Consider the following 26,679-nt stretch of genomic DNA (forward strand, 5'->3'; position numbering starts at 1 on the left):
ACGGCGGTGTCGGCGATCCTCGGCGTGCTGCCGATCGCTTTCGGCCTCGGTCTCGAAATCTTCCATCACGAGACGACGATCAACGCGCCGTCGACGCAATGGTGGATATCGCTGTCGTCGGCGATCGTCTTCGGCCTGTCCTTTGCCACCTTGCTGACGCTGGTAGTGACACCGTCGATGCTGATGGTGTTCACGCGCAGTAAGAACAGCCGCTTCTATGCATTCTTCCGACGGGTATTCCGGCGCGGCAAGAAGGTCGGTGCGACTGTAGAGACCCGCAAGACCGGGCTCGCTTGACGAGCCGGCGATCGCCTTCCCGAAGGCCGCCGAATAGGCCAACTTTGCTTGGAGCGCCATGATGAACAAATCGTTGACCGAGATGACACGCATCGAGTGCCGGGGCGCGTCGATCAATGAAGACTGCCTGCTGGCCCGCTTCCGAAAGCCGATTTCCGCTTCCTGATGAAACGAATTGTCGAAGTTGACTTGGAGACACTGTGCGCTCGTGGTGTCAAGCTGACCCTATATGTGGACGTATAAGAGCGCCCGATTGCAACAAGTTAGCTGGATCAGTTGATGCTCACAACAGCTGACATATATCCGGCTTCTTCATGCGGCTCGATGTTCAGCGCGGCGAGCCTCGACGGGTTTTCGCCCGCTTCCACCTCAACGGCCCCAGACGTCGGCCGAAGCTTTTGCGGTCCACACATCAGGTTCGCAAGCGACGGGGTGACCGTTTCACCGTCTCTGCCATTTTCCTGCAAGGCCGAGGTGCGCCCTCCTTCTCGCTCTCCAGGTCCGTCAGGCTGCTCTAACCGACAGTACCGGTTGCCAGGCAGCGAGCATCGACCAAACGATTCTTGTTGCCGAGCGCGACCGCCGCGCCATTGGGATGGCGCCTTTGCCGCAACTTGTCGAGCCTGAGGCTTCGCGGAACCTGTTTGCCGCCGGCGCGATCCAGAGCTGCGCGATCGCCTATGGATCATCAGCCTGCGTCAACGGTCGCCGCGTTTGCTGACGCCTAACAGTCGGGCCCATCCTCCACTTGATCGCTGCTTCGGCACGAGGTCTGCCACGCCGCTGGCGGCCGCTCTTGAAGCAGGTTGTGTCACCGACAGCTGCCTCGGTGTCGCTTTATGGGCCAATCGAGCACGGCCGGAATGTTCAGGTCATGGGCCTTCGAAACGCATGGCGTTAACATCCATGGCGTGGATGCTCGCGATCTAAACAATCAATTTTACCAATCTGGGCGGGTCGTTCATAGACCCCCCACATGACATGCACCGCGTTGCTCTGCCGCGTGAGGTGCACAAAAGAACCCGAAAAAGAGGAAGTCTTCGCATGCGCTCTGACGTGCAGTGGAGGTTGTGCTGGGAAAATGAGTTGCGGCTTTCCGATCACCTCGAACTCTCTGAGTTCTTCCGGACGACCTATGAGCCTACCGGAGCCTTTAATGGAAAGCAATTCGAAGGCGGTCGAAGTTGGGCCGGTGCGAGGCCGGAGGTCCGCGCAATCGGCAATGATGTGCACGGGATAGCGGCTCACTTGGGCCTGCTGCGCCGATACATCAAAGTTGGCGACGCTGATCTGCTTGTCGCTGAACTCGGTCTATACGGGGTGCGTCCGGATCTTGAGGGGCTAGGAATCGCCCATTCGATCAGCGCGATGTATCCAGTGCTGCAGCAGCTTGGCGTTCCATTCGCTTTCGGCACGGTTCGGCACGCGCTCCGGAACCATGTTGGGAGGTTCTGCCGCAAAGGCTTGGCGAGCATTTTGTCGGGCGTTCGCGTGCGTTCAACCCTCCCGGACGTGTACCCCGATCTGCCTCCCACGCGCGTCGACGACGACGTACTCGTCATGGTGCTCCCAATTGGACGCTCAATGAGCGAGTGGCCGGCCGGCACTTTGATCGATCGGAACGGTCCAGAGCTATGAAGAGCACCCGCAACGATATCAGTCAGCGCGACCCGCCCCTCATCGCATTGATCGATCTGAATACAGCATTGACCGCGGATTTATTGTCCGCTCGCTTCCTCAAATTCACTGAAAAATCTGACATCTCATGAACCTCTTTGCCCCAGCCAGTATTGTTGCAGTCTGCTCTTATGCGCTGCTGTCGACCGTCTATAAGACCGCGCAGGTGTTTTATACCCTGCCTGCAAACGTACCGCCGACCTCGGGCGAACCGGCCAGCTGTGAGCCTTGGCCGAGCGTCGATGTCATTATCCCGTGCTACAACGAGGCTCCTCGCACCCTCTCTGACTGCCTGGCTTCCATAGCAAGTCAGGACTACGCCGGAAAACTGCAGGTCTATGTTGTTGATGACGGTTCTCGAAACCGCGATGCCCTCGTAGGTGTACACGAGGAATACGCTCGTGATCCGAGGTTCGACTTCATTGCGCTCCCAAAGAATGTCGGAAAGCGCAAGGCACAGATTGCGGCGGTTCGCCGCTCGTGCGGAGATTTGGTGCTCAATGTAGATTCGGACACGATACTCGCGCCGGACGTCGTCACAAGGCTTGCGCTAAAGATGCAAGATCAAGCGATCGGCGCCACCATGGGCCAGTTGGCGGCTAGTAATCGCAATGAAACTTGGCTGACGCGGTTGATTGACATGGAATACTGGCTCGCCTGCAACGAAGAGCGGGCAGCGCAGGCTCGGTTCGGTGCCGTCATGTGTTGCTGCGGTCCGTGTGCCATGTACCGGCGATCAGCGCTTGTTTCGCTGCTGGATCAATACGAGACGCAGCGCTTTCGAGGGAAGCCGAGCGACTTCGGTGAGGATCGCCACCTTACGATCCTGATGCTGAAAGCAGGCTTTCGAACAGAGTATGTCCCGGAGGCCGTCGCGGCAACAGTCGTTCCCAGCAGCATGGGTCCCTATCTGCGCCAACAGCTTCGCTGGGCCCGGAGCACGTTCCGTGACACGTTGCTGTCGCTCCAACTGCTGCGCGGCCTTAATATTTATCTCACATTGGACGTGATCGGGCAGAATCTTGGCCCATTATTGCTCTCTTTGTCGCTCCTGGCTGGGCTCGCGCAATTCATAACGACAGGTACTGTGCCTTGGACGGCATGCCTGACGATTGCGGTCATGACTATAGTTCGCTGCAGCGTGGCAGCGTTTCGTGCGCGCCAACTTCGATTCCTCGGATTCTCGCTCCACACACTCATCAACATCTTTCTCTTGCTCCCGTTGAAAGCATACGCGCTGTGTACATTGAGCAATAGCGATTGGTTGTCGCGAAGCTCGGCCGCCACTGTGACAGACATCGACGGCGCCCTTCCAAAGCCCGCCTTGGTGGGATCTGACGCAGCTTACAGCGAACAGCAATAGTCACGTGATCGCAGGTAGATGAGTTTTGAGCCAGGACCAGAAACATCAAGTGTTGACGCGAAAGTTGGGCCCAGAGGATTTGCGGCAGCCGGAGACTCCTCCGATCGAACGGGAGTCTCACCGGCAGGCAAGCGCGAAAAGCTCCGTGCATGACTCTCTGTCGACCGTGGCAATCGATTTCGCCGGCGTAACCAAGTCGTATGGGAACAAGGTCGTTGTCGACGACCTGTCGTTCACCGTTGCGTCGGGAGAGTGTTTCGGCCTCCTCGGACCAAACGGGGCCGGCAAAAGCACGATTGCGCGTATGCTCCTCGGCATGACATGCCCTGACGCGGGCACGATCACGGTGCTCGGCGTCCCGGTGCCGGCGCGCGCTCGGCTGGCACGTAGGGGCATTGGCGTGGTCCCGCAATTCGACAACCTTGACCAGGAATTCACGGTACGCGAGAACCTGCGGGTGTTCGGACGCTACTTCGGCATGAGCACACGCGAGAGCGAAGCGGTCATCCCGTCGCTTCTCGAGTTCGCTCGCCTCGAGCGCAAGGGGGATGCGCGCGTCTCGGAACTGTCCGGCGGCATGAAGCGATGCCTGACGATGGCGCGGGCTTTGATCAACGACCCCCAGCTCATTGTGATGGACGAGCCGACCACCGGCCTCGATCCGCACGCGCGCCACCTGATCTGGGAGCGGCTGCGCGCGCTGTTGGCACGCGGCAAGACGATTATCCTGACGACCCATTTCATGGAAGAGGCTGAGCGACTATGCGATCGGCTGTGCGTGCTCGAAAGGGGTCGCTACATCGCCGAAGGCCGCCCGCAGGCTCTGATCGACGAGCATATCGGATGCCAGGTCATGGAGATTTACGGCGGCGATCCGCACGAGTTGCATTCGCTGGTCAAGCCACATTCTCAGCGCATCGAGATCAGCGGCGAAACCCTCTACTGCTATGGGCCAGACCCTGATCAGGTGCGCACGCAACTCCAGGGGCGACCAAGTCTGCGCCTTCTTCTGCGTCCAGCCAATCTCGAGGATGTTTTCTTGCGGCTGACCGGGCGCGAGATGGAGGAGTGAACGATGATTGAAGGTCTTGCGGCGGTGCTGCCCGCCAATGCGTGGAACTGGGTAGCGGTGTGGCGCCGCAACTATCTGGCATGGAAGAAAGTCGCATTCGTGGCGATTCTCGGTAACCTAGCCGATCCAATGATCTACCTTTTCGGCCTCGGTACCGGCCTCGGCATAATGGTCGGCCGCGTCGACGGTGCGCCGTACATCGCCTTTTTGGCGGCCGGCATGGTCGGGGTCGGTGCGATGACCGCCTCTACCCTCGAAACACTGTACGCGGCTTTCGCTCGCATGCATTCTCAACGCACATGGGAAGCCATGCTGTATACGCACGTTACCCTCGGCGATATCGTTCTGGGGGAACTGGCGTGGGCAGCCACCAAGGCCTTCCTGGCCGGTATGGCAATTACCATTGTCACCGCAGCCTTGGGCTATACAGCCTGGCCGTCCGTCCTCTATGCGCTGCCATTCATCGCTCTGACAGGGTTCGTATTTGCCAGCCTCGCGATGGTCGTCACCGCACTTTCGCCCAGCTACGATTACTTCGTATTTTACCAGACGCTTATTCTTACACCCATGCTGTTCCTGTCGGGCGCCGTTTTCCCATTGAATCAGCTGCCTGACACCTTTCAGAAGATAGCGCGATGCATGCCGCTGTCACATGCGATCGACCTTATTCGTCCGGTTATGCTTGATCGCCCGATCGGCGGCATCGCCCTGCACATCGGTGTGCTCGGCCTGTACGCGCTGTTGCCATTCTTCCTCTCGATGGCGCTGTTGCGCCGCCGACTGATGCGCTGACGCGAAAGAGAAGGAGATAAACCATGCGCTATGGGCGCAAATAAAAACGACATCGCCAGCGTGTGCCGCGAAGGGTTTTGGCTGGCGTCGATTCAATCCCACAACGCTATGTAACGCCCGGCGTCTCGAGCACAGGATCTTATGTTGATCCCGGCGGACCTCATAGAATTTCCTTGAGGCCGGTGATGTTTGGCTGGCGTTCGGGCGCGAGCGACAACGCGGCCTGTCTTTCTGATCGAACGGTCTCGAGACAGGCCAATTTAGTATTCCTATACGACAAATGGAGAGCGAGATGCTGTGTCTAGGATTGAACGGCGGATTGGACAAAGTCTATGAAAACAGATTTCAGATTCCAAACACATTCATGCACGATGGCGCTGCGGTGCTCGTCCGGGACGGACAGGTCATTGCGGCGGTAGAAGAGGAGCGCCTCAATCGGATCAAACATTCCAACAAGCTCCCAATTAGTGCGGCTCAATACTGTCTTTCAGCAGCTGGGGTTCAGCTCAGCGAAATCGATCGAGTGGCGTTCTACGCTACCGAAGACTATAGCAACGCAATGCTTGAAAACATGCTTGTTTCCCAGCCGGACGCCTCCATTCCGTTGGATGCTAAACTGTTGATGCAGCAGCTGCTGGCGCAGGAGTTCGGTACCGAGCTCGACGCTTCGCGTATCTCATTCGTAAGTCATCATCAGGCGCACGCCGTGAGTGCTTTTGCAATGTCGGGCTTCGAGCAAAGTCTGATTTTCGCGATTGATGGCTCTGGTGATTTCCTGTCGGGCCTTGTGGCAGTTGGATCTGGTACTGAAATTACGCAACTTGCGACTTTCCCAGAGAACAATTCTCTCGGGCAATTTTATCTCGAGACGATCCGGTATCTCGGCTACGGCTTGTTCGATGAATATAAGGTAATGGGGCTTGCCCCCTATGGCGATCCCGTCCCCTATCGCGAGCTTTTCGAGCAATTCTATGAACTCTCTGCAAACGGCGAGTATCGCGTCCACCTGGACCGCATCGGTCCGACTTTGCTCCGCAGCATTCAGGTTCGGCAAAAGGGAATGCCATTCACTCAGCAGCATATGGATGTGAGTGCGTCGTTACAGGAAGCGCTCGAACGCATCGTGTTTCACATTCTTCGCCATTATCGTGAGGCCACCGGGATGACGCGGTTGTGCCTGGCCGGCGGAGTTGCGCACAATTGCTCCATGAACGGCAAGCTGCTCTATTCAGGACTTTTCGACGACATCTTCGTGCAGCCCGCATCGCATGACGCTGGATGCGCATTAGGCGCCGCGCTAATCGTGTCTAATGAGCTGGGCCGCCCAGCGCCGCGTACGCGATTGCAGGAGGTCTATTGGGGGCCGGAACTCGCGAGCGATCACGCTGTCGAAGAGGAACTAAAGGCATGGGCGGGGCACCTGGAGTTTGAACGCACTGAGGAGGTGGCGGATAGGGCAGCCGAGTGGATGGTCGGTGGCGCCGTGATCGGCTGGGTGCAAGGTCGTTCGGAGTTCGGGCCGCGAGCGCTCGGAAATCGCAGCATTCTTGCCGACCCCAGGCCCGCTTCAAACAAGGACCGGATCAACGCTATGGTCAAGAAGCGGGAAGGATATCGCCCGTTCGCCCCATCAGTGTTGGAGGAGGATGCGCGCGAATTTTTCGACCTCCCGGGCAGTGCGTGCGAATTTCCCTTCATGAATTTCGTAGTTCGTGTGCGCGATTCCAAGCGTGACTTGCTCGGCGCCGTCACGCATGTCGACGGTACGGCTCGGCTGCAAACAGTATCGCGCAAGGCCAGTCCGGCCTACTGGGATGTCATCAATGCCTTCAAGCAGCGGACAGGCATCCCAATTCTGCTCAATACGTCCTTTAACAACAATGCAGAGCCGATCGTAGATTCAGTTGCAGACTCGATTGCCACGTTCCTGACAACAGAGCTGGATGGACTTGTGGTCGGGCCGTACCTCGTCAAAAAACGGGCCGCAACGCTGCAGGATTGGACTGCGCTCGCGGTTTCATTGCCGCCTTATGTATCCCTGCATAAAGTCCGCGCATACACGGCGCAGGATCGCCACGAGACCGTCTGCGAAATCCGAACGGATCACCGTGACTGTGCGCGTATTTCACATGGCTTGTTCGATCTGCTGACGCGGATCGAAGGCGAAGCCGTGCTCGCGGATCTCCTCGACACAATCACGCTGGATCAGGGCCTGCGCGAGGCTCTCACAGGAGAACTGCGACTATTGTGGGAGCAGCGCCACGTTCGGATGCATCCCTCGCGAGCTGCTCGCGTCCACCAAAGATGCCAAAGTCTGGACGACCGATAACAGCTGCCCAAACACCGGTCTGCACTTCATATGACGGCCTCCAATCCAATTGACCGAGGCAAGGGTCCTGATGATTGCGTCTGGCGCGGGCATGCATGTTCGCTCCAGCTAACGCTTATTGCAGTCGCGGAACAGCAATGGATTTGCTTGCCGGTGGCTCAAGACAGCGCCAGTTCGTCGTTTCTCGACGGCGTACCGGGTCGGTGACCGACCCTGCGACATCAGCTTGGTGTTACGCATAGCGGATGGGACGAGCGTTGGTGGATAGATTGGCGTGGGTTGACCCCGGCGGCGAGCGGGCTGGGCCGCTTGCGGGAAAGGCGGCGGCCCTTCGGCGCGCCAAGCCGGCATGTTCGTCGTTGAGCTGCTTTGGCAAAATGCGTCGGTGGGACGACGATCTTGTCTTAATGCGGCTTGATGCTTCGGCCTCCAATCATCCGGCCCTGTTGTTGGCATCCTTGATTTACGGCAATACGACGCCGGTGCAGATTTCGACGACGCCATCTTCAGGGAACCGAGGATCTGTTGGTCAAGGTCACGCAGGGGTTAGCGTTGGCGATGCCCGACATCTGCTCTCGGGCAATCGCCTGATCGGGATGGGAGTCGAGGAAGGGGAGCGCCCCTCGAGCACCTGCGCGATCGCAAGCGTCATGGTCTGTGCCCTTCGCGAAGCGCAAGAGTCTTCAGCCCGCGCAGAACCAGGTAGGGCCGAACATAGCGAGAGCGCGGCGCCGGTGATGTAGGTAAGCCCGTGTGGAGGGTTTCCGCGCCGCCGAGGATTGCGCCGCCAAGGCGGCGGCCCCATTCGCCGCAACGCTTTCGAAGCCGTAGGTCGAGTTCAGAATGACGGATGGCTGAACGGCACTGGAAACACCAGCCGGATCGTAGCAGGATCGCGCGGGTAGCGAAGCCGATTGGCTGTTCGCAGACCGGGCCAGTCTTGGATCGGTGGGCGGGCTCGGGCATCCACTTCGGACGTGCTCTTGGCTTTCAGGAAGAGTAGCTGCAAACTGGTTCAGTTGGCAGGAAAAGAAATGGTCCAGTCTCCAGCTCCCGGTGGCTCAATCCGCCCGCATGGCATGGGGGCGCGCCAGATCTACGAAGCGCTTCGTGAGCAGATACTCAGAGGCGTCTACGACACCGGCAGCGTCGAGATGCTGCACGAACGCTCAACTCTGAGACGTCGACGGTTCCGCACGCGGGGTTAGAACATTCGCGACCGCTCATCGTAAACAGGTCATCGTTGAAAGCAGTTGGGCGACGGCCGCGCTCATGGCCGGCTGAATTAGCTGATGCGGCTTGCCGCCACCGTGCCGTTGCGCTGGTCAGCAGTGCGTGGAGCCGACGAGGAGCTTCACATCAAGGGCCCTTGTCTCATCGTCTCATCTATCCGCAACGTGGATGCTTGTCATCGACACATTCGATTTTGACTATCGGACAGGACATTGCATAGGAAGAGTTCAAGGAGCAGGCTAGGGAGATTGTCGATGTATGCGGTTGGCTCCGAGAAGCATTTTTCTGGTGTGTGCATTCTGGTCTGCGCCGAACATTAAGCGAGCCGATCCCCTTTTCGACCAGGTACCTCGGTGATCGCGCAAGCTGCATCGCGTCGGCTCTTTCGCCACAAGCCCCCAACTGACGTAGGCGCCTACCCCAAGGATCAACAAGTCGAGGTTTCCCATGCGCTCCCAAGGACGGTGGAGGCCACTCAGAAGTGCTGGATCTCGACATGCCGCCTCGCGTGGAGGACGTGCTCCTCGTGCCGATTGCGCGGCCGATAGCGAATGGCCGACCGATGCAACAATTGACCGGAAGGATCCGGAGCTATGAAACATCTTGATGACGGATGGGAGGTGCAGAGTGAGTGCGCTGATGGAACCGGTCGTCGGAGCGTTTATCTGACGTTTGACGACGGTCCCGATCCATTCTTCACACCACAGATACTCGATGTGCTGGCGCAAAATCGGGTGCCAGCGACTTTCTTCGTGATTGGTGCCTACGCCGCAGAGCACCCGGACCTCATCCAGCGAATGATCGCAGAAGGGCATGAGGTGGGCAACCACACGATGTCTCATCCGGATCTGTCCAAATGCGGCTTGGGCGACGTCCAACGTGAGGTATTTGAGGCGAACCGTGCCATCATGGTAGCATGCCCCCAGGCCTCGATCCGCTACATTCGCGCGCCATACGGCGCCTGGAGCGAAGAAGTGTTCACTGCGTCAGAGATCGCCGGGCTGGCGGCCCTTCATTGGTCGATAGACCCAAAAGACTGGTCGCGCCCCGGCACCGATGCGATCGTCGATGCTGTGCTCGCCTCGGTCCGGCCCGGCGCAATCGTGCTCTTGCACGACGGTTGTCCTCCCGACGAGTCGAGACGGAGCACTCAAGCCGGTCTGCGCAACCAGACCGTTATGGCGCTATCCAATCTGATTCCGGCATTAGATGCCTGCGGATATGAAATTCGCCCGCTTCCAGAACATCACTGAAATGCGAGATCCTATGAACCTGCTTTCCCAGCCAGTGCCTTGGGTCTCGCTTATGAAGGCTTACAGACTTCGTCGACATCGGACGAACTGTCGGCTCCGACCCGTTGACTAAGCGTAGACGTTTGTTGTCACCTGCTACAATGAGGACCCGCGCAGCCTATCGGCATTGCCTGGCATCGCCGGAACCTCTTCGACGGTTCTTTCAATATGGTCTCCGGGATCGCGGGCTGCGTCCACAAGGTTTGGCAAACTAGTCGCCATTGCCGGGACACGCCCGACCCCTCGGCTGCGAAGGACCAGGGGTTCTCCGATTCGCACACCCTGCTTGGATCTGCTCCTCGATCGTCACGATGATCGGGCGCGATGCCGTTTTTCTCAAACTGGACCACGTCGATAGCTTCTGACTGGCTGTTTCTAGCAGGCCAGCTTGCCGGTATGTGATCGGTAACGCAAGGAGTTTCGCGATGTACATCCCTCCCGCTTTCCGCGACGACGACAAGGAGTCCCTGCGCGCCACCATCCGCGCGGCGCTGCTGGCGAACTTCGTTACAGTCACGGCGGAAGGGCCGCTCGCAACGCCACTGCCCCTCTTCCTTGATGAGAGCGAGGGCGAGCACGGCGTGATCTACGGGCACCTAGCGAAGGCTAATCCCCAGTGCCGTGTTCCGCCGATCGGCGACGGCTTGGCCATCTTCATGGGGCCGGACGCTTATGTGACGCCGGCATGGTATGCGACCAAGCGGGAAACGGGGAAGGTCGTCCCAACCTGGAATTACATCGCCGTCCACGCCTATGGTCCGGTCGAGTTCTTCGAGCATGCGGGAAGACTGCTGGACGTCGTGGATCGTCTGACTGACCACCACGAGGGCGAGCGGGCCTCGCCTTGGGCGGTGTCGGACGCACCGCCGGATTTTGTACAGGCGCAACTCCGCGGAATCGTCGGCCTGCGCATGCCGATCACGAGGCTGGAGGGCAAGCGCAAACTGAGTCAGAACCGGAACGCGGCCGACCGCGATGGCGTGGCCGCGGGCCTTGCGGCGAGCGAGCGGGCGGTTGACCGCGAGCTCGCGGCTCTCATCCCAAAATAATCATGAACTTTGTCGGAATCGACCCATGTTGCCAGAACTGACCCCATTCGCCCTGTACCTCGCCGCGGCCTCCGTGGTCGCCATCACGCCCGGTCCGGGCATCTTCTACGTTGCCGCGCGCACGCTCGCCGGCGGTCGTCCGGAGGGTATCGCTTCCAGCTTCGGCACGGGATTGGGGGGCATGATCCACGTCCTCGCAGCAAGCCTAGGTGTTTCCGCGATCGTGCTCGAGAGCTCGGAACTGTTCTCCGCATTGAAGCTGTTCGGCGCGGTCTACCTCGTCTGGCTAGGCTTTCGTACCTTTCAAGCCGCCCGCCGCAAGGGAGCGACTGGCGGCGATGATGGCGCCCCGGTGCGTTCAGTCGGACCCCGGCGGGCGTTTCGTGAAGGGGTGCTGGTCGAGGCTCTCAACCCGAAGACGGCAGCCTTTTTTCTAGCCTTCCTTCCGCAGTTCGTGAACCCGAGCGCAGGGCACGTAGCTCTGCAATTCGTGGTGCTTGGCTCCGTGTCGATTGCGCTCAACACGCTCGCCGACATCGTGGTTGCCGTCGTAGCCAGCGGCATTCAAGACGGCGCGGCAGCGCGTCCCGGGTTGATCCGCCGCCTGAGAGAGGCGTCGGGCGGCGCGATGGTCGCGCTGGGTGTCGGTCTCGCTCTGGCGAAGCACCCTGCTGCCTGAACCTTGAATTCGATGGGTTGGGCATCTCTCCGGGTTGGCGGGTTAGTTTGCGGAAGCAGATGGATGGCTGCGAGTTAGCTTCGGTCATTACACCAATTCAGGCGATGTCTGAGCAGGCGCGGCACCACAGTGAGGGAAACGTGAGTTCGACTGCCTGGCCTTCCTCATGACCATCATTTTGGCCCTCGCGAATCAATGCACGTAGAAGCCAGTCAGCCGAGAATGACTGCCGTTTCATAGGAAAGCCAAGCCATGCGCCAAGCATCGCCCGCTTTGCACTCGATCACATGGCGACGCCCGGACTTGACGTCAGGGCACTTTTCGCTTTTGCCGACCAGGGCCTAACCGACGCAGCCGACAGTACAGCAATGCTATTGCACGCGGCAGCCGGCGGCGGACGTCCGGTCTGCCGCCGCTGAAGCAGGCGTTGGGATTTTTCCATCAATGCCTTGCAGCGCTTCAACGAGTGGACTCCTGCCCCCAGGGCCGAGGCGAGCAAACTCGCCGATTTATGCGGCGGCCTGCGGAGGCAAGACGCTCATGCTGGTGCCGGTCAACGATGGCTCCTGGCCTGCCAATGGCGAGCGCCGGGGCGATCTCCGCGTCGCCTTGAAGGCGCTCAAGCCGATCCTCCAGCCGCGCGGACCTGATCGGTCTCATCGAGCCGCTGGGCTTCCAGACTTGCTCGCTTCGATCGAAGAACGGAGCGGCTAAGGCCATTGCCGCCATTGATGGCCAGTCCGTCTTCCGCCTCGTGCACGACACATCACGCCGCTCGCCGGGGAGCCGTTCTTCTCCTGCGACCTGGCCGGTCTCGTGCACATCTCAACCGTGAACAATCCGATCCACTGGATTTACCCGGATCGCGTCCTAGTCGGTTCCGACAATGGCAGCCAGATCCGGGCGCTGCTTGATGGCGGCTATGGGGGGCCCCTTCTCATTCCCACCGTTTGTCGACGCAGCCCACCCGCTGGACGACCTCGCAGGCGCACTTTCCGCGACTATCGATCTCGTTCGACACGCCTGTTGACACGAGTGCCGGTGTGAGACGCGGTAGTCAATCAGGGCTTGCGACCCTTTTTGGTGTCCCGCGGAGAACTCATTCGAGACGCCTCCTGTAACAATATCTCTCGCATCCAGACGCTTGCCGCATCACTGTTGTGAAGGGCGGGCCATTGGAGGGCCTCGGTAAATGCGGGAAGCGGCAGCGGAAGTTCGATGATCTGCAGTGGGAAGGTTTTCTTGAAATGCTGAACCAGCCGGAAGGGCATGGTCGCTATACGAGCTGTGCCTGAGACCATCGGCGGGATCATGCTAAAGGCCTGCACGATAACCTCGACACGTCTCTTGAGGCCATGCTCAAGAAAAAACCGCTCCTCGATGGAGGGCTTCAGCGCCCGCCCGAACTTGGCCGCAACGTGCCTCATCGACATGTATCTCTCGAATGTAAGCTGCTGTGGCAGCTGCTTGTTCGTGGGGCAGCCTACGCACACGAGCGTGTCGTCGAACAGCGCCGCTCTTGGATGTGCGCTCGACATGAACAATTCCGGACAAATCAGAAAATCGACGTCACCGCGCCGGAGAAGCTCATCGGGCTCGTCGTCGAGCGGCAGCAATTCGAAGCTGACGGCGGGTGCTTCGCGTGCAACACGCTCCACGACCTTTTCAAAAAACACCAGTGTGGCGAAATCGGAAACTATGATCCGGAAGCGGCGATCGGATTGAGCCGGATTAAACGGATCCCAAGAAATAATCGAGCTCTGGATTTTCAAGAGTGCGCCGCGAACAGCGGGGGCGAGTGTTTCCGCACGTGGGGTTAGAACACGTTCACGGCCGCTCATCGTAAACAGTTCATCGTTGAAATAATCGCGCAGCCGGGCGACGGCCGCGCTCATGGCCGGCTGACTTAGGTTGATGCTGCTTGCCGCCGCCGACAGGTTGCGCTGGGTCAGCAGTGCGTCGAGCACGACGAGAAGGTTCAGATCAAGGCCTTTGAAGCGCATCGCTTTCACTTATCCATAGCGTGAATGCCCGCGATCTAAACAATCGATTTTACCAAACTTCCAGGGCGCTGCATAGATGACCGGACCTGACATGCACCCGATCACGCCACGGCTTCTGTAGCGTGTGCTGGGAAATGACTTGCAAGTAGCCGATCATGTCGAGCTCTCCGCTTTCCTCCGAAAGGCCTATGGCCCGACAGGGGCTTTCAGGCGGTCGTAGCTGGGCCGGTGCAAGGCGGGAGGTTCGCGCAATCGGCTCTATGTGCGGCGTAGCGGCTTACTTGGACCTGCTGCGCCGTTCATCACGGTTGGCGAGGTTGATTTCTTGGTAGGCGAACTCGGATTGTACAGGGTGCATCCGGATCTTGAGAGACTCGGAATGAGCCATTCTATCCACGTCATCCGTCCGGTGCAGCAGCAGCTTGGCATTCCATTCGCTTTTGGCACGATTCGGCACGCGCTGCGGAATCATCTTGAGAGGTTCTGCAGAGACGTCCTGGCGACCATAGGGCCGGGCCATCGCCTCGCCACACATGATCGCGACCGCCACTGCGCTCCAGGTTTGCGATCAGGCACTGGGATTTCGTCCGCTCGGTTGCAGCCAGTCGGCCGCCGATACCACGCCCCGATCCGCGTAAACTTCGATCTTTTCACCGAAACTGGCGTGCTCGCCGTGCCCAGAAACGGCCGTAGCAACCGCAACAGATGGGCTGGAGTCTGATGCTTGATCAAATAACAGTCGGAGCGAAGGGACGCGGCTCACGCCCAGCAGAGACGCACGACCGAGACCTAAGCCTTGATTTCGCCAAAGGTATACTAATTACTTTAGTGATAATTGGGCACTTAGTACAATATTTAATTTATCGAGGCACTGACGATTTCTGGACGTCTCCGTATTATAAGTCGATCTACATGTTTCATATGCCTCTCTTTATGGCGATAAGTGGATATGTTTCTTCTGGGGCAATTTTGCGAAAACCGTTCATTCAAGGGGTCGGCAATCGAGTAACGCAGTTACTACTACCAATGCTTTTTTGGTGTGCGTTAATTTGGACACTAAAGTCCGCCATGATCCCTCCTGCGACAAGCTTAACTGATGGATTGCTGGACTTTTCGAAGGAACTAATTGGAACATACTGGTTCATATGGGCGGCGTTTATCTCATTCATTCTAATTAGACTGTTTACGATTTCCAATCGCGTATCGATGTGGATTATAAGCGCATCTGCAATTGCAGTCGCATGCGCGCCCATCACATTATCAATAGCCCCGTCATTAAGATACACTTACCCATTTTATTGTCTCGGGTTCTTGCTTGCGCAGCCGATTGGATGGCAGAAAATTATCATTTGGGCAGACAAATCAATTTTTGTAGTTTTGCTGTCAATAACAGCTTTGATATGCTTTATTTTGTGGGGAAAGGAGACTTACGCTTACAACAATCTCGTATTAATTCATGATAAACAGTCGGCTGAACAAGTATTTCTGATGTTCACTGGCTCGGCAGCAGCTTCTGCAGTAGCGATGCAGCTTATGTTCCGGTGCTGGAGAATTGTCTATTCAACTAGAGTAGCTCAGTTTGTCGCGGTGGAGCTTGGTCAGAGCACGCTGCTGCTTTATCTGGTTCAGGGTGCCGTGTTTCGCCTCACGGATTTTATACAGTTTGGAGAAGTCTGGAATCTCACGACCAGAATCGCGTTCGCAAGTGTTCTGGGAGTGGCGATTGTCGTCACAGCACTGGCAATTCGCAAGATTGCGCGCGACCTTGGATATGTGTCGCAGATCCTTGTCGGAGCGCCGCCACGCCCAAGTCTGCTCAAATCTCAATCTGCAATGAATTAGCCGCCCACAATGGTCGCGATGACAAGCAACCACGTTACGGACAGATGAGGCATGCGTTTCAAAGGCCTTGATCTGAACCTTCTCGTTGTGCTCGACGCACTGCTGACCGAGCGCAACCTCACGGCGGCGGCAAGCAGCATCAACCTAAGTCAGCCGGCCATGAGCGCGGCCGTCGGCCGGCTGCGCGATTATTTCAACGATGAACTGTTTACGATGAGCGGCCGCGAACGTGTTCTAACCCCACGTGCGGAAACACTCGCCCCCGCTGTTCGCGGCGCACTCTTACACATCCAGTGCTCGATTATTTCTTGGGATCCGTTTAATCCGGCTCAATCCGATCGCCGCTTCCGGATCATAGTTTCCGATTTCGCCACACTGGTGTTTTTTGAAAAGGTCGTGGAGCGTGTTGCACGCGAAGCACCCGCCGTCAGCTTCGAATTGCTGCCGCTCGACGACGATCTCGATGAGCTTCTCCGGCGCGGTGACGTCGATTTTCTGATTCTTCCGGAATTGTTCATGTCGAGCGCGCATCCAAGAGCGGCGCTGTTCGACGAGACATTCGTGTGCGTAGGCTGCCCCACGAACAAGCAGCTGCCACAGCAGCTTACATTCGAGAGGTACGTGTCGATGAAGCACATTGCGTTCAGGGTCGGCCGTCCGCAGATGCCATCCATCGAGGAACGGTTTTTGCTTGAACATGGTCTCAAGAGACGTGTCGAGATTATCGTGCAGGCCTTTAGCATTATCCCGCCGATGGTCTCAGGCACAGATCGTATAGCGACCATGCCCTTCCGGCTGGTTCAGCATTTCAAAAAGACTTTCCCTCTGCGGATCGTCGAACTTCCCCTGCCACTACCCACGTTCACTGAGGCCGTCCAATGGCCCACCCTTCACAACAGTGATCCGGCAAGCACCTGGATGCGGCAGATAATGTTGCAGGAGGCATCCCGCATGTGAAGCCGCGGGCGCTCCTGGCGAACGGCACGCAAAAATTGGGCCTGACTCCAATTCGATGATTTTTGCATAACAGTGTGCTGCTGATTTCCGATGCTCGTAGCCGGCAACACCAAAAACATGAAGGGGAAGAAGTACTTTTACCGGAGGCTGTGCGAGTCTGAAGGTCTACCCCTTGGACCGCGCCCAATTGCCGGGAATGCAATGATTTCAAAAGCTGCTTCGGCCCGGAGGCATGGAAAAGCCGCCTCACACGGATCAAACACGGGTTCGCCCTTGTATTAATAGCCATACGAGGCGAGCGGTCGACGCGAGGCGGTCCGCTTCGGTCCGGCACTCTTAGCTTCTCTCGTCGGCACTATCATTCAAAACGCCGCCGCTGGTCGAAATCGACCGGACAACAACCTTCGACCGCGCGGAGACTATGGCTGCAATCGCCAAAAAATCGTGAGCAGGATCGCACCGCGCGGCTGATGCGATTGCATCTTTCCCCGTGCTGCACTGGCCTGTGTCAGGCGGTCTAGGTTCGCGCTTCGGTCCGAGCAAGAACACTGTCAGGGCAGCGAGGAACGAGGCAACGGCGCTGTAGGCAAAGGCACTGGCAACGCCGGCATCGTCCACCAGCAGTCCGCTGAAAATCGCGCCGGCGGCGATGGTCACTTGGAACGTTGCGGCCATCAGCCCACCGGCGTTTTCGGCCTGCTCGGGAGTGGCGCGCAGCACCATGCATTTCTGCAGTCCCACCGGCACCGCGCCGAAGGCAAGCCCCATACGGTACCGCAATCGCCGAGGCCCAGGCCGATGCTCTCAACGTCAGCAGCGAGACAGCGGCCATCGCTATGAGCAGGGGGGGCAGGGCCGCGACTGCCTTCAGGCTGTGCTCGGCCAAGAATCCGCCGGCCAAATTGCCGAAGAAGCCGCCGATGCCAAAGGCGAGCAACACGAGCGAGATCGTCTCGATGTTGAGCGCGGGAACATTCTCGAGGAAGGCGCGGATATAGATGAAGCCGGAGAAATGCCCGGAAGCGACCAGCAGGACGACCAAAATCGCGACTTTTGATCATCGGATTCTTGGCCATGTCCAGCAGACTGCGGAAGCTGGCCGCTCCAATCGGAGGCAGCCTCGGAAAAGTCATGAGTTGCACTACTAGTGTAACGGCGCGGAAGACCGCAGCGATCATGAAGGCGCTTCGCCATCCCAGATGTCGCCGACATAGGCGCCGATTGGACCGCGCAAACGGCAGCGAAGGTACGCCGGTGAGGATGATCGACATGGCGCGCGCGGGCGGTCAGAAGAACCGGCAGCGACCCCGCGACGGCACCAGGATCGTGCGCTGGCAATTGTGCTCTTCGGCACAGGGTTGCTGCAACCGATCTCGCACGTATGGGTCCTGAATGGAGCATGCTCAAGGATGTGGACCTCTACTCCGACTTGCTGACACTGACGGAGGGTGTCGGGGTCAACGTGGTTGGCCACGTGCCCGGCGCTATGGCGAGTGGCTCGGTGCTGAGCAAAGTCGCGGACGGCAAGGCGGACGCTCCAGAGATTAACGCGGCTGGCGCAGGCAATGCGGGATTCCGTTGGCAGAAGGAGCTCAAACAGCTAATTCGCTCAAGCTTGTCACCACCGCAGCACACGAATGGCGTGCCGGTCGGCAGGGCCGTGCAGGCCCTGGTGTTCGAACCCTCCAGTCACATCGCTAAGCAAAAGCATTCGCGTGCTTGCCAGCTCAACAGCACAGTCTCGGCGCTTTATCGGCCATGACGATCAGATTCGTTCGTCAGATCAGGGCAGCTTCAAGGGCCGTAACCGCACGCACCCGCAGTATCCGGCTCCCTCAGCGATGCTGCCGGCGATTGCAGCGCTAGAGCGCGGTAACTCAAGTTCGTTACAGCCCGCCGCTCAGCCCTCGAATTGACTTGCACCTGTCTTGGTCAACAGCAATCCATCGCACCAAACGTGGTCTACGCATCCCCACTCACAGGCGGCAGCCGCATCCGGGAAAAAACCACGTCCATTGAGATTTGCACTCGTGTTGCAGAGCAGCGAAATACCCGTGAGTTTCTCATATTCTATCAGAAGTTCTGCAATTGGGTGTTCAGAAGTTCTCGAAACTGTCTGAAGTCGCGCAGTCCCGTCGAGATGGACGACCGCCGGGATTTTTTCTTTCCACTCCGAACGGGTTCGGTGATCGAACAGCATGTAAGGATCCGGCGTGCCGGGGTCAAACATGTCAGGTGCACGATCCTCCAAGCATATTGGCGCTACCGGTCGGAAGTGCTCTCGAACTTTGATTTTGTTGAGATGGTCCTTCATTTCCGGCGAAGTTGCGGCCGCCAGGATGCTTCTGGCTCCCAAAGCACGTGGACCAAGCTCTGCGCGACCTGCAAGGAACACCACAGGCTTGTTGTCGGCGAGCACGCTGGCAAGTTCTTTCAGGCTGCAAGCAGCAGATTGCCAACCAGGCGGAACCTTGCCATGGCTCACATTTGGCCCGCTGTAAACTGACCAGTCGAGATGCACGAAACCTTTGTCGGCGGCCAGCGCGCAGCAAGCGGCACCGATCGCCGATCCGCTGTCGTTTGGAAACGGAGGCACCCAGACTGCGTCGAACAAACCGCTCGCCCGAAGAGCGCTGTTCCATTTGATGTTCAGCCCGCATCCGCCGGCTATGCACAGGTTTCGGGTTTTGGGGACTGAGTACCCACGCAGCGCCCTTGTCATCCCCTGGACGAGAAGACGCTCCACGAAGGCATGGAACGAAGCAAGTATGTCCTCGGGCGTTTCGGGGATTAACCGCGACGCGCTTGCATCGAAGAAGTCGTGCACAGCCGTGAGTAACGCGTCTTCGCTGTGGCTGTTGTTCCCGTAGCCAAAAGCAAGGTCCGTATCCCAGGCAAAATGGTCGTCGTAAAGCTCCTGAAACACATTCACGATGTGTTCATGGACTACTCCGAGCGCAATATAGGCCATCAACTTGCCGGCGATACCGAGATTCCAGCCAGTCCGCAGTTCTTGCCTGTAAGGACCGAAATGTTGGCCCGCGGCCGCATAGGCATGGCCTATCATCGGAAACAGGCACCCAACAAATCGGACTCCACTTGGCTCGGCGTAGTAAAGCCGCGGAAAGATGCAGCCGTCCCATACCAGACAAAATGCCGGTTCCTCTGCTTTGGCGAATGAGCTGGTGCAGTATGCGGAAGCTACGTGCCCAACAACATGCGGGTAGCTTTCATAAGAACATACCCCATTGTCGAGCATGAGACCGGAACCTTGATAGGCTGTCAGAGGATTTTCGGCGTACCGCTCCACATATGGCGCGCCGTTGAGAGTGATAGGGGAGCCGTTACTCAGAACCTGGAATTCTGACTGGATTTCACCGTCCCATCCGTCAATAACGAACCGGTCGATATCGCGCGGAGCAAGCCCGTTTTCCGCCAAAACGGCGGCGACCGTCTCAAGCCGCTCGATATGTTGGTATCGTGGGTTATTGTCGAGCTTCTCCTGCTCGATGCAAAAGACTAATCTGCCGTCTTCCACGACAGCGATTCCCCCGTCGTGCGTCAGTTTGATACCGCAAATACGCATAGTAGATCCTTGTCGAGGTGACCGTAGAGCAACCGCAGAAAACGACTGGAAAACATGGTCGTGGGTTTTGATGTCGCGCTATGCAGGATCATAAGAAACCGGTAAATTAGATTGTTTGGATGTGAGGCATCCGCGCGATGAATGATAAGGTCTGCCGCGTGATCTAGAACAAAATGGCTGACACGCAAAAATCACCAGAATTGCGAGGCAGCGCTGTGCGGCACGGTGAGAAGGGCTGCCCGCCGCAAGCCGTTGGGCAAGGATGTCCATGGTCACACGTCACCAGCGCCCCGGGAGGTGCCGCGCTCCCTCGGCACCGAGCGCGCGTGCTGAGCACGAAGGTGGTCGCGCTAGAAGAGAGCCTTCCCTGATCAAGCTACTCTTTAGGTCTCAATCGACAAGAGTTTCGATGGCGAGGGCAGCGCCCAAAGGGCCTATTCGGCTTTTTGAATCGCGCCGTCATGTTGGAGGAACAACCTCCGACAACCGGTGGATCCCGCCTGCAGATCGGCAGCGGAACAGAGCGGCTAAGCGCGTGTGAGGCTAGCGCGGGGTCGGTCACAGGGCATTGTCTCGGCTCACAGATGCAGTGTCGGCTCGGCAAAGAAGACGAGCTCGGCCCTATTGACGGATGATCGCCTTGGGGGGCGGAGAGATGACCGGCTTGCACAGATTTGAGAGGGAGGTCGTTGTTCAGGTTGGCCGCCACAGTTCTGAGCGTATCGTATTCGATGTCAACCAGGCGGCCGCTATCCTTATCCGTGACCTTCATCATCGGACCGAGAAACGGAGGGTAGCGATGACGCTTGTCTGCAGGTAGTGCGTGGTGAGGCCCATCCACCAGCTGCTAGAAGGGCTTTTGTGGCAGCCGCGCTTGAAGCAAAGATCCTGCGCAGCGATTGAATGCTGTTAGCTCAAGGCTTTGATGCTTCGAGTGGAAGTCGTCTGGCCTGCACACTCTGGAGAAATGTAAGCGTTGGCGCCCCCGGAACGCCTACCTCTCTCGCCGATAAGACGTTCTGCCAATCGAACACGTTGATGAGGACGTGATTGGCGTCGAGACCTGTCGATCCATCGGTGATCAGCACGCCGCGCGCATTGTTCCCGATCAGATTATGGAGAACATCTCGGCTAGTCATCGAAAGGGTCGGTGCGTAAATTTTTCCCTCGGCAATATGAAGTCGCGCGGCTTACGATCCGACACCTCATCCTAGACGGTCCAGGACGCCGGCGAGCTGGCCCTTCGCGGCAGCGGAAAGCGGCTTGATTGGCCGTGGGGGCTCGGCGGAACAGATTTCGAGGAGCTCGGCGATTGCGTAGACGACGCGAAGGCTCGAGAACGTCTTAAAAAGCTCCCACACCGGGGCCAGGGTGGCGTCGATCCGGTGTGCTTCTGCGTGGTCGCCGTGCTGAGCGGCTCTGACCATCCTCAGGCAGGGGTCGGGCAAGATGCCACCGAGAACGCTGTACCATGTATCGGCGCCGGCGATCAGGGCCTCGGTGGCGTCCCAGTCGCCGCTGTAGCCGATCGAGAATCCTTTCGGCACAATTTTTTTCTGGTGCGCAAGTTGGCCTTTGATAGCATCGCCCCGGTCGGCTGAGTTTTTAATAGCGAGGATCTCAGGCAGCTGTCCCAGACGCTCGATGAGCGCTGGCGTGAAGCGAAAATGCGTGTTTGCAGGATTGTCGTAGATCACGATCGGCAGGCCGCTTTCGCGCGCCACTGTCGAAAAATGCTCGAAAACTTCGTCGTCAGTAAGCGGGGTGTAGGAAACAGCCGCGAGCAACCCCGCGGTTGCGCCAAGGGCCTTCGCATCACTTGCATAGTGTACCGCTTCATCGGTGCGCAAAGCGCCCACGCCCACCACGAGCGGGACTCGTCCACGCGTCTCGTCCAGCGCCTCGCAAATCGCCCGGCGGCGTTCCGCGCGCGACAGATACATGTAGGTGCCTGTGCTACCGAGCAGGCCGATGGAATCCACCTTTGCTGCGCAAAGCCGCGCTGTCAGCTTTCGAAGCGCCAGGACATCGACGCCGCCGTCACTGTCGCTTGGCGTTATTGGGAAGGCCGAAAGGCCGCTCAGGAAAGCCATGCTGAAGCTCCCGTTGTTACATTGGGTGAAGCGTTGGGCGTCAGACCCCGTCCAGCGCCTGCTCTAGATCCGCGATCAAATCGGCGGCGTCTTCGAGCCCTACCGACAGACGCATGAGGTCGTCGCCGACTCCGTCAGGCAAATGCGCGTCCTTGCGGATTGACTTGCGCGAGCGGGTCAGGCTTGCCGGATGATAGATGAGACTGTCAGCGTCGCCGAGGCTGACCGCCCTGATGATCAGCTTGAGCCGGTCCATCATACGGCGCGCGCCCTCGAACCCCGTTTGGAGGCCGAGAGCCAACATGCCCGAGCCTTGCGACATCTGTCTGCGCGCGATCTCATGGTCGGGATGAGAGCCGAGAAATGGATAGCTAACCCAAGCCACAGCCGGGTGCGCCTCGAGCGCCTGAGCGACCGCAAGCCCAGAGACACTGTGACGCTCCATACGCAACGTAAGTGTCTTCAACCCGCGCAAAATCAGGAACGCCGACATGGGCGAGAGCGCTGCCCCGGTGAGATAGCGCAGGCCAGTTTCGCGCAGCAGGTGCAGTGTTTTCGCATCGCCCAGTATCACACCGCCCAGAGCATCGCCATGGCCATTGATGTACTTGGTCAGCGAATGGATCACGATGTCGGCTCCGAGTTCCAGCGGACGCTGGAGGGCGGGCGAGGCGAAGGTGCTGTCGACGGCGACCTTCACGCCGCGAGAATGGGCGTGTTCGGCAATGGCAGCGATGTCGAGGATACGGCTCAGCGGGTTGATTGGCGTCTCGAAGAACACGAGCCGGGTCCTGTCAGTGATGGCGCGATTGAGATTGCTCGGATTCGACAGGTCGACGGCAACGACCTTGATGCCAAACTGCGGCAGCCCCTGTTCGACCATGGCGAGCGTATTCGAATAGAGTGTCTTGTGGACAATGAGTTCGTCACCTTGCGAAAGCAGCGAAAGGATCAGCGTGCCGAAGGCGGCGATCCCCGAGGCGAGTACCAGCCCAGCTTCGGCTCCTTCGAGATTGGCGAGCCGCTTTTCAAGGATCTCGGTGGTCGGGTTGTATTCGCGTGCGTAGAGCCTTCCGCCAAGCGCTGCGACGGCTTCGTTTGCTGCCACGCTTTCAAATCCATAGGTCGATGTAAGAAACACCGGCGTCTGAACGGAATTGGAAAAGCCGGCCGGATCGTAGCCATGATGGATGGCCCGGGTGGCGAATGCGAGACCGACGTCGTTCCGGGACGGCGTTGATGTTGCCTCGGCTTCAAGCTGATCTTCGGCGCTGGTCATCGGCTTTAGCCCTCTTGATTTCGGGGACAATGCCGTCACACTAACTCAGATGGAACGTCCAGTTGGCGATGAAAGAAATGGTCCAGCCTTCTCCTGAAGCGTCGACAGCTCGCTCGAAAGGTCTCGGCGCGCGCCAGATCTGCGAAGCTCTTCGCGAGCAGATCCTAGGTGGGATCTATGAAACGGGCAGCCAGCTGCCGTCGTCACGCGGCCTCGCAAATGAACTCGGTGTGTCGCGAACCACGGTCACCGTGGCGTATGATCAGCTGGTCGCCGAAGGTTTCATCGAGGTCATTCCAGGCGCAAGACCTCGCGTAGCATCTTCGCTAGTCCGAAGTAAAGAGACCAGCGCGGTGCCGAAACGGACTGGCCCGATCCACCTTTCCTGTTACGGCGAGCGACTGCGCGCCAGTCCGCCACGGCGCGATTACCTCCCCAACCGCCTCAAGGTCGATTTCCGTTATGGCGACCTCGCCCCATCTGATTTCCCGGCGCTGACGTGGAAGCGTGCGATGAACGCGGCGATGTCACAAAGCCCCGGAAGGCTGGCCTATCACGATCCACGCGGCTCGCATCGCTTGCGCCAGGCGCTGCAGGGATATTTGTGGCGTGCCCGAGCGCTTAGCTGCCAGGTCGAGCAGATCCTCGTCGTCAGCGGATCACAGCAGTGCCTCGATATGTGCGCGCGCCTGCTGCTCGATCCTTCTGACAGCTTCGTGATCGAGGATCCCTGCTATAGAATGGCGCGCCTAGTCTTTGCCAGCACAGGAGCCACGCCCGTCGCTGTCGCCGTCGATAGCGAGGGCATGAAGACCGAGCTGCTGCAGGAGATCCCAGCGCGGCTGGCCTATGTCACCCCGTCGCACCAGTTCCCGCTCGGCGCCGTCTTGTCGATTTCGCGGCGGTATCAGCTCCTCGAATGGGCTCGGCGCAATGACGCCTATATTATCGAGGACGATTACGATGGCGAGTACCGGTACGACATTCGACCGGTGCCCCCGCTGCATAAGCTGGAAGACCGCAGTTCCGTAATCTATGTTGGCACGATCTCCAAGACACTGTCGCCGATGCTGCGCATCGGCTACCTGGTGGTTCCGGCCGAGTTGCAAGACGTCTTTGCGATGGCCAAGCAGCTTCTCGACAGGCATTCTCCGGTCGCGGAACAGGAGGCCCTGGCCTCACTCATCGAGAGCGGTGGTTATGAAAGCCATGTGCGCCGCGTCCGCCGTCTTAACGGCGAGCGGCGAGAGGCACTGCTTGCTGTCCTTCGGCGCGCGTTCGCAGACAGCATTGCCATCGAGGGGGCCGATGCAGGGCTGCATGTCGTCGTCTGGTTCAAGGATCTTTCTCGGTCGCTGGAGGACGTCCTGGTTGAAGAGGCGCGGCGGGTCGGGGTTGGCATCCATCCGATTTCATCGCTGTACATCCGAGATGAAGCCCGCGCTGACCGGATTGGACTGGTCATGGGCTATTCCGCCCTGAGCATTCGGCAGATCGAGAATGGCGTTCGGCTCCTTACTGGAGCTATCCAACGGGTAAGAAGCTTTGCCGAAGATTCGGCAAGATGCTCAACACCCGCCCTGACAGCGAGCGGGCCTGGCTCGTGACCCCAGAGTTGCGCCGGCATTGATCGCAGACTGAATCAGCAAGACCTGCCGGGACTGGCTCTGTCGGCCAGTCCGGGTCCCGGGCAGGACTCTGACCCTGGGACCTGGGGAAAGGAATTCTTGAGGAGACTCTCAAATCCGGTGGAAGCAAAGCGCCGTCGCGGCCGGCTTAAAGGAGGAAGCGTTGTTGGATTTTCCGCTGATCGACGAAGAAATAGCAGAGATCGGCACCTGACTTTCGCGCAATCAGCATTCTTGTTGATGCAGAGGACAGTGCGCGAGGCGTCATGGCTCGGGACGTGTTGGGAGAGGCTTGCGATTTCGCCCGAGCGGGGGGACCCGCCTGGGGAGAAGCGCACTTGGCCAATTGGGCGGAGGCATACGTCCGGTTCGGCGCGAAACCATACCGGACGGCGTGCTCGGCGCAGGCATTGAAAAACGGGTGGAGAAGGATGGCCGCATCCCACCAATAAATCCTGTCGTTGACCTCTACAATGCAGTGAGCCTGCGTTCCTCAATATCCATCGGCGGCGAAAATTTCGATGCATATGTCGGCAAACCGCGGCTGACGATTGCCGTAGGAACGGAGTCCTTCCACACTGTTTTGAATGGGGAAGCGGTCGTCGAAAGCGCTTCCAAGGGGGAGGTCATCTGGCGCGACGATTTGGGAGCTACATGTCGCCGCTGGAATTGGCGGCGGGGCACGCGCACCCGGTTGGAGGCGGTGGGCGGCCGCCATGTGGCTTATTTTGGAAAGCTTGGCAGCGATGCCGGAAGAGGCGCTCGAGCAGGCGGCTAAGATGCTCGTGAGCGGTCTGAGATCTGACACCAGGGCGTGCCCAGCGTAGCCACGTTCCAAAGATTGCGCACCTCTTCGGGTTGCTGCTTTGATCAATCTCGACGTCAGACGCTCCCGGGCGAGCTTCAATCCTGGCACTCCGAGCCAGCATAAAATCTCGCCGCGAAAGCCGGATTGCTTCGGATCGAAGCGGTTGCGAGACATCTGCCATGCTTGGGGAGACTCGCTCTCCGCCGAGGGGGATGCGGATGACGATTCATTTCCGCCTACCTCATCGACGTGTGTGACGACCAAGGCAGTTGTGCCCGATCCGCCGTTGGCCGCGTACGCCTGCCGTGCGGCAGTGCTCGAACGCCGAAATGACCTTGAGCTGCCGAGGCTGAGCTGGCCTGCATGCGCGACCTGATAGGCAGGCCGGGCAGCACGGAGCATATCGGCGATCTCGCTCGAGTCGCCGCACGCTCACCCGTCGGGCGAGCTCTCCGCCTCCTCGAAAAGGCTAAGTTCTCGAGCTGACTGGCCTGCAGCATATCTACGGGTCGACCCCCAGCAGGACCCGGTTAACTCCGACTTCGGCGCCGGCCTCCAGGCGTGGCGAAGCTGTGACGCAGCGTGTGCCGGCCGGGCCCCTTTACGGGGTTGGCGCTTTTGCAGTCTCGGCGACAATCCGATGGATCTGCAGCGTCGGGTAATCGCGTGCTCTCCCAGGGAACAGCCAGCCACCGCAGCG

Annotated in this window: 21 protein-coding genes and 6 pseudogenes; 21 read left to right on the forward strand and 6 right to left on the reverse strand. The window is 58.8% G+C overall.

Going from position 1 to position 26,679, the window contains the following annotated elements; translation table 11 throughout:
• Nucleotides 1–334, forward strand: a pseudogene (locus AC0L18_RS23315) (AcrB/AcrD/AcrF family protein); the annotation flags it as partial.
• A 42-nt stretch (nt 335–376) separates the two neighbouring features.
• Nucleotides 377–463 (forward strand): annotated as a pseudogene (locus AC0L18_RS23320) (SAM-dependent methyltransferase); the annotation flags it as partial.
• A 106-nt stretch (nt 464–569) separates the two neighbouring features.
• Here AC0L18_RS23320 and AC0L18_RS23325 read toward each other — a convergent pair.
• Nucleotides 570–764: a hypothetical protein gene (locus AC0L18_RS23325; protein ID WP_473494339.1), complete on the reverse strand. Its 195-nt coding sequence runs from the start codon at nt 762–764 to the stop codon at nt 570–572.
• Between the two features lie 577 nt (nt 765–1,341).
• On the opposite strand from AC0L18_RS23325, the gene AC0L18_RS23330 reads away from it, so the two are divergent.
• From AC0L18_RS23330 to AC0L18_RS23375, 10 genes and pseudogenes are all read left to right on the forward strand, one after another.
• Nucleotides 1,342–1,935 (forward strand): NodA family N-acyltransferase, encoded by a 594-nt coding sequence (locus AC0L18_RS23330; protein WP_473494340.1) that lies wholly within the window; start codon nt 1,342–1,344, stop codon nt 1,933–1,935.
• Between the two features lie 127 nt (nt 1,936–2,062).
• Nucleotides 2,063–3,337: a chitooligosaccharide synthase NodC gene (nodC, locus tag AC0L18_RS23335; protein WP_473494341.1), complete on the forward strand. Its 1,275-nt coding sequence runs from the start codon at nt 2,063–2,065 to the stop codon at nt 3,335–3,337.
• Between the two features lie 49 nt (nt 3,338–3,386).
• Nucleotides 3,387–4,409: a nodulation factor ABC transporter ATP-binding protein NodI gene (nodI, locus tag AC0L18_RS23340; protein ID WP_473494387.1), complete on the forward strand. Its 1,023-nt coding sequence runs from the start codon at nt 3,387–3,389 to the stop codon at nt 4,407–4,409.
• 3 nt (nt 4,410–4,412) lie between these two features.
• Nucleotides 4,413–5,201 carry an ABC transporter permease gene (locus tag AC0L18_RS23345; RefSeq protein WP_473489054.1) on the forward strand — a complete coding sequence of 263 codons (789 nt, stop codon included), beginning with the start codon at nt 4,413–4,415 and terminating at the stop codon, nt 5,199–5,201.
• A 292-nt stretch (nt 5,202–5,493) separates the two neighbouring features.
• Nucleotides 5,494–7,530 (forward strand): carbamoyltransferase family protein, encoded by a 2,037-nt coding sequence (locus AC0L18_RS23350; RefSeq protein WP_473494342.1) that lies wholly within the window; start codon nt 5,494–5,496, stop codon nt 7,528–7,530.
• Between the two features lie 1,034 nt (nt 7,531–8,564).
• Nucleotides 8,565–8,738 (forward strand): hypothetical protein, encoded by a 174-nt coding sequence (locus tag AC0L18_RS23355; RefSeq protein WP_473494343.1) that lies wholly within the window; start codon nt 8,565–8,567, stop codon nt 8,736–8,738.
• Between the two features lie 618 nt (nt 8,739–9,356).
• Nucleotides 9,357–10,016, forward strand: a complete 660-nt coding sequence (gene nodB / locus AC0L18_RS23360) for a chitooligosaccharide deacetylase NodB (RefSeq protein ID WP_065010656.1) — start codon at nt 9,357–9,359, stop codon at nt 10,014–10,016.
• Between the two features lie 464 nt (nt 10,017–10,480).
• Nucleotides 10,481–11,104, forward strand: a complete 624-nt coding sequence (locus AC0L18_RS23365; RefSeq protein ID WP_473494344.1) for an FMN-binding negative transcriptional regulator — start codon at nt 10,481–10,483, stop codon at nt 11,102–11,104.
• Nucleotides 11,105–11,132: 28 nt separating this feature from the next.
• A complete protein-coding gene (locus tag AC0L18_RS23370) occupies nt 11,133–11,783 on the forward strand; it encodes a LysE family translocator (RefSeq protein WP_473494388.1) in 651 nt (216 codons plus the stop codon).
• A 287-nt stretch (nt 11,784–12,070) separates the two neighbouring features.
• Nucleotides 12,071–12,813: pseudogene (locus tag AC0L18_RS23375) on the forward strand (TIM barrel protein).
• 31 nt (nt 12,814–12,844) lie between these two features.
• Here the strand turns inward: AC0L18_RS23375 and AC0L18_RS23380 are convergent.
• Nucleotides 12,845–13,786 (reverse strand): LysR family transcriptional regulator, encoded by a 942-nt coding sequence (locus AC0L18_RS23380; protein ID WP_473494345.1) that lies wholly within the window; start codon nt 13,784–13,786, stop codon nt 12,845–12,847.
• A gap of 124 nt (nt 13,787–13,910) precedes the next feature.
• Between AC0L18_RS23380 and AC0L18_RS23385 the strand changes: the two are divergent.
• From AC0L18_RS23385 to AC0L18_RS23400, 4 genes and pseudogenes are all read left to right on the forward strand, one after another.
• A pseudogene (locus AC0L18_RS23385) lies at nt 13,911–14,507 on the forward strand (GNAT family protein).
• Nucleotides 14,507–15,628 (forward strand): nodulation factor fucose acetyltransferase NolL, encoded by a 1,122-nt coding sequence (nolL, locus tag AC0L18_RS23390; protein ID WP_473494389.1) that lies wholly within the window; start codon nt 14,507–14,509, stop codon nt 15,626–15,628. The pseudogene AC0L18_RS23385 and the gene nolL overlap by 1 nt, the downstream one beginning before the upstream one ends.
• A gap of 51 nt (nt 15,629–15,679) precedes the next feature.
• On the forward strand, nt 15,680–16,585 hold the full coding sequence (locus AC0L18_RS23395) for a LysR family transcriptional regulator (RefSeq protein ID WP_473494346.1): 906 nt from the start codon (nt 15,680–15,682) through the stop codon (nt 16,583–16,585).
• An 84-nt stretch (nt 16,586–16,669) separates the two neighbouring features.
• Nucleotides 16,670–16,821: pseudogene (locus tag AC0L18_RS23400) on the forward strand (nitrogen fixation protein NifQ); the annotation flags it as partial.
• A 100-nt stretch (nt 16,822–16,921) separates the two neighbouring features.
• Here AC0L18_RS23400 and AC0L18_RS23405 read toward each other — a convergent pair.
• Nucleotides 16,922–17,353 (reverse strand): MFS transporter, encoded by a 432-nt coding sequence (locus tag AC0L18_RS23405; RefSeq protein ID WP_473494347.1) that lies wholly within the window; start codon nt 17,351–17,353, stop codon nt 16,922–16,924.
• 106 nt (nt 17,354–17,459) lie between these two features.
• Between AC0L18_RS23405 and AC0L18_RS23410 the strand changes: the two genes are divergently transcribed.
• Together AC0L18_RS23410 and AC0L18_RS23415 are read left to right on the forward strand one after the other, a co-directional pair.
• Entirely contained in the window at nt 17,460–17,642 is a 183-nt protein-coding gene (locus AC0L18_RS23410) for a hypothetical protein (RefSeq protein WP_473494348.1), read from the forward strand.
• A gap of 342 nt (nt 17,643–17,984) precedes the next feature.
• Nucleotides 17,985–18,347, forward strand: a complete 363-nt coding sequence (locus AC0L18_RS23415; RefSeq protein ID WP_473494349.1) for a hypothetical protein — start codon at nt 17,985–17,987, stop codon at nt 18,345–18,347.
• 138 nt (nt 18,348–18,485) lie between these two features.
• Here the strand turns inward: AC0L18_RS23415 and nodU are convergent, their stop codons facing one another.
• Nucleotides 18,486–20,171 carry a nodulation protein NodU gene (gene nodU, locus AC0L18_RS23420; RefSeq protein WP_473494350.1) on the reverse strand — a complete coding sequence of 562 codons (1,686 nt, stop codon included), beginning with the start codon at nt 20,169–20,171 and terminating at the stop codon, nt 18,486–18,488.
• 819 nt (nt 20,172–20,990) lie between these two features.
• Here nodU and AC0L18_RS23425 point away from each other — a divergent pair.
• Nucleotides 20,991–21,074 carry a hypothetical protein gene (locus AC0L18_RS23425; RefSeq protein ID WP_473494390.1) on the forward strand — a complete coding sequence of 28 codons (84 nt, stop codon included), beginning with the start codon at nt 20,991–20,993 and terminating at the stop codon, nt 21,072–21,074.
• Nucleotides 21,075–21,376: 302 nt separating this feature from the next.
• On the opposite strand, the gene AC0L18_RS23430 is transcribed toward AC0L18_RS23425, so the two are convergent.
• Both AC0L18_RS23430 and AC0L18_RS23435 read right to left on the reverse strand, forming a co-directional pair.
• Nucleotides 21,377–22,264 carry a dihydrodipicolinate synthase family protein gene (locus tag AC0L18_RS23430; RefSeq protein WP_473494351.1) on the reverse strand — a complete coding sequence of 296 codons (888 nt, stop codon included), beginning with the start codon at nt 22,262–22,264 and terminating at the stop codon, nt 21,377–21,379.
• A gap of 40 nt (nt 22,265–22,304) precedes the next feature.
• Nucleotides 22,305–23,543 carry a trans-sulfuration enzyme family protein gene (locus AC0L18_RS23435; protein WP_473494352.1) on the reverse strand — a complete coding sequence of 413 codons (1,239 nt, stop codon included), beginning with the start codon at nt 23,541–23,543 and terminating at the stop codon, nt 22,305–22,307.
• A gap of 68 nt (nt 23,544–23,611) precedes the next feature.
• Here AC0L18_RS23435 and pdxR point away from each other — a divergent pair, with 68 nt between their 5' ends.
• Together pdxR and AC0L18_RS23445 are read left to right on the forward strand one after the other, a co-directional pair.
• On the forward strand, nt 23,612–25,150 hold the full coding sequence (gene pdxR, locus AC0L18_RS23440) for a MocR-like pyridoxine biosynthesis transcription factor PdxR (RefSeq protein ID WP_473494391.1): 1,539 nt from the start codon (nt 23,612–23,614) through the stop codon (nt 25,148–25,150).
• 187 nt (nt 25,151–25,337) lie between these two features.
• A pseudogene (locus AC0L18_RS23445) lies at nt 25,338–25,998 on the forward strand (B3/B4 domain-containing protein).
• Nucleotides 25,999–26,679 lie beyond the last annotated feature (681 nt).

Source organism: Mesorhizobium sp. WSM4819 (assembly GCF_055811215.1).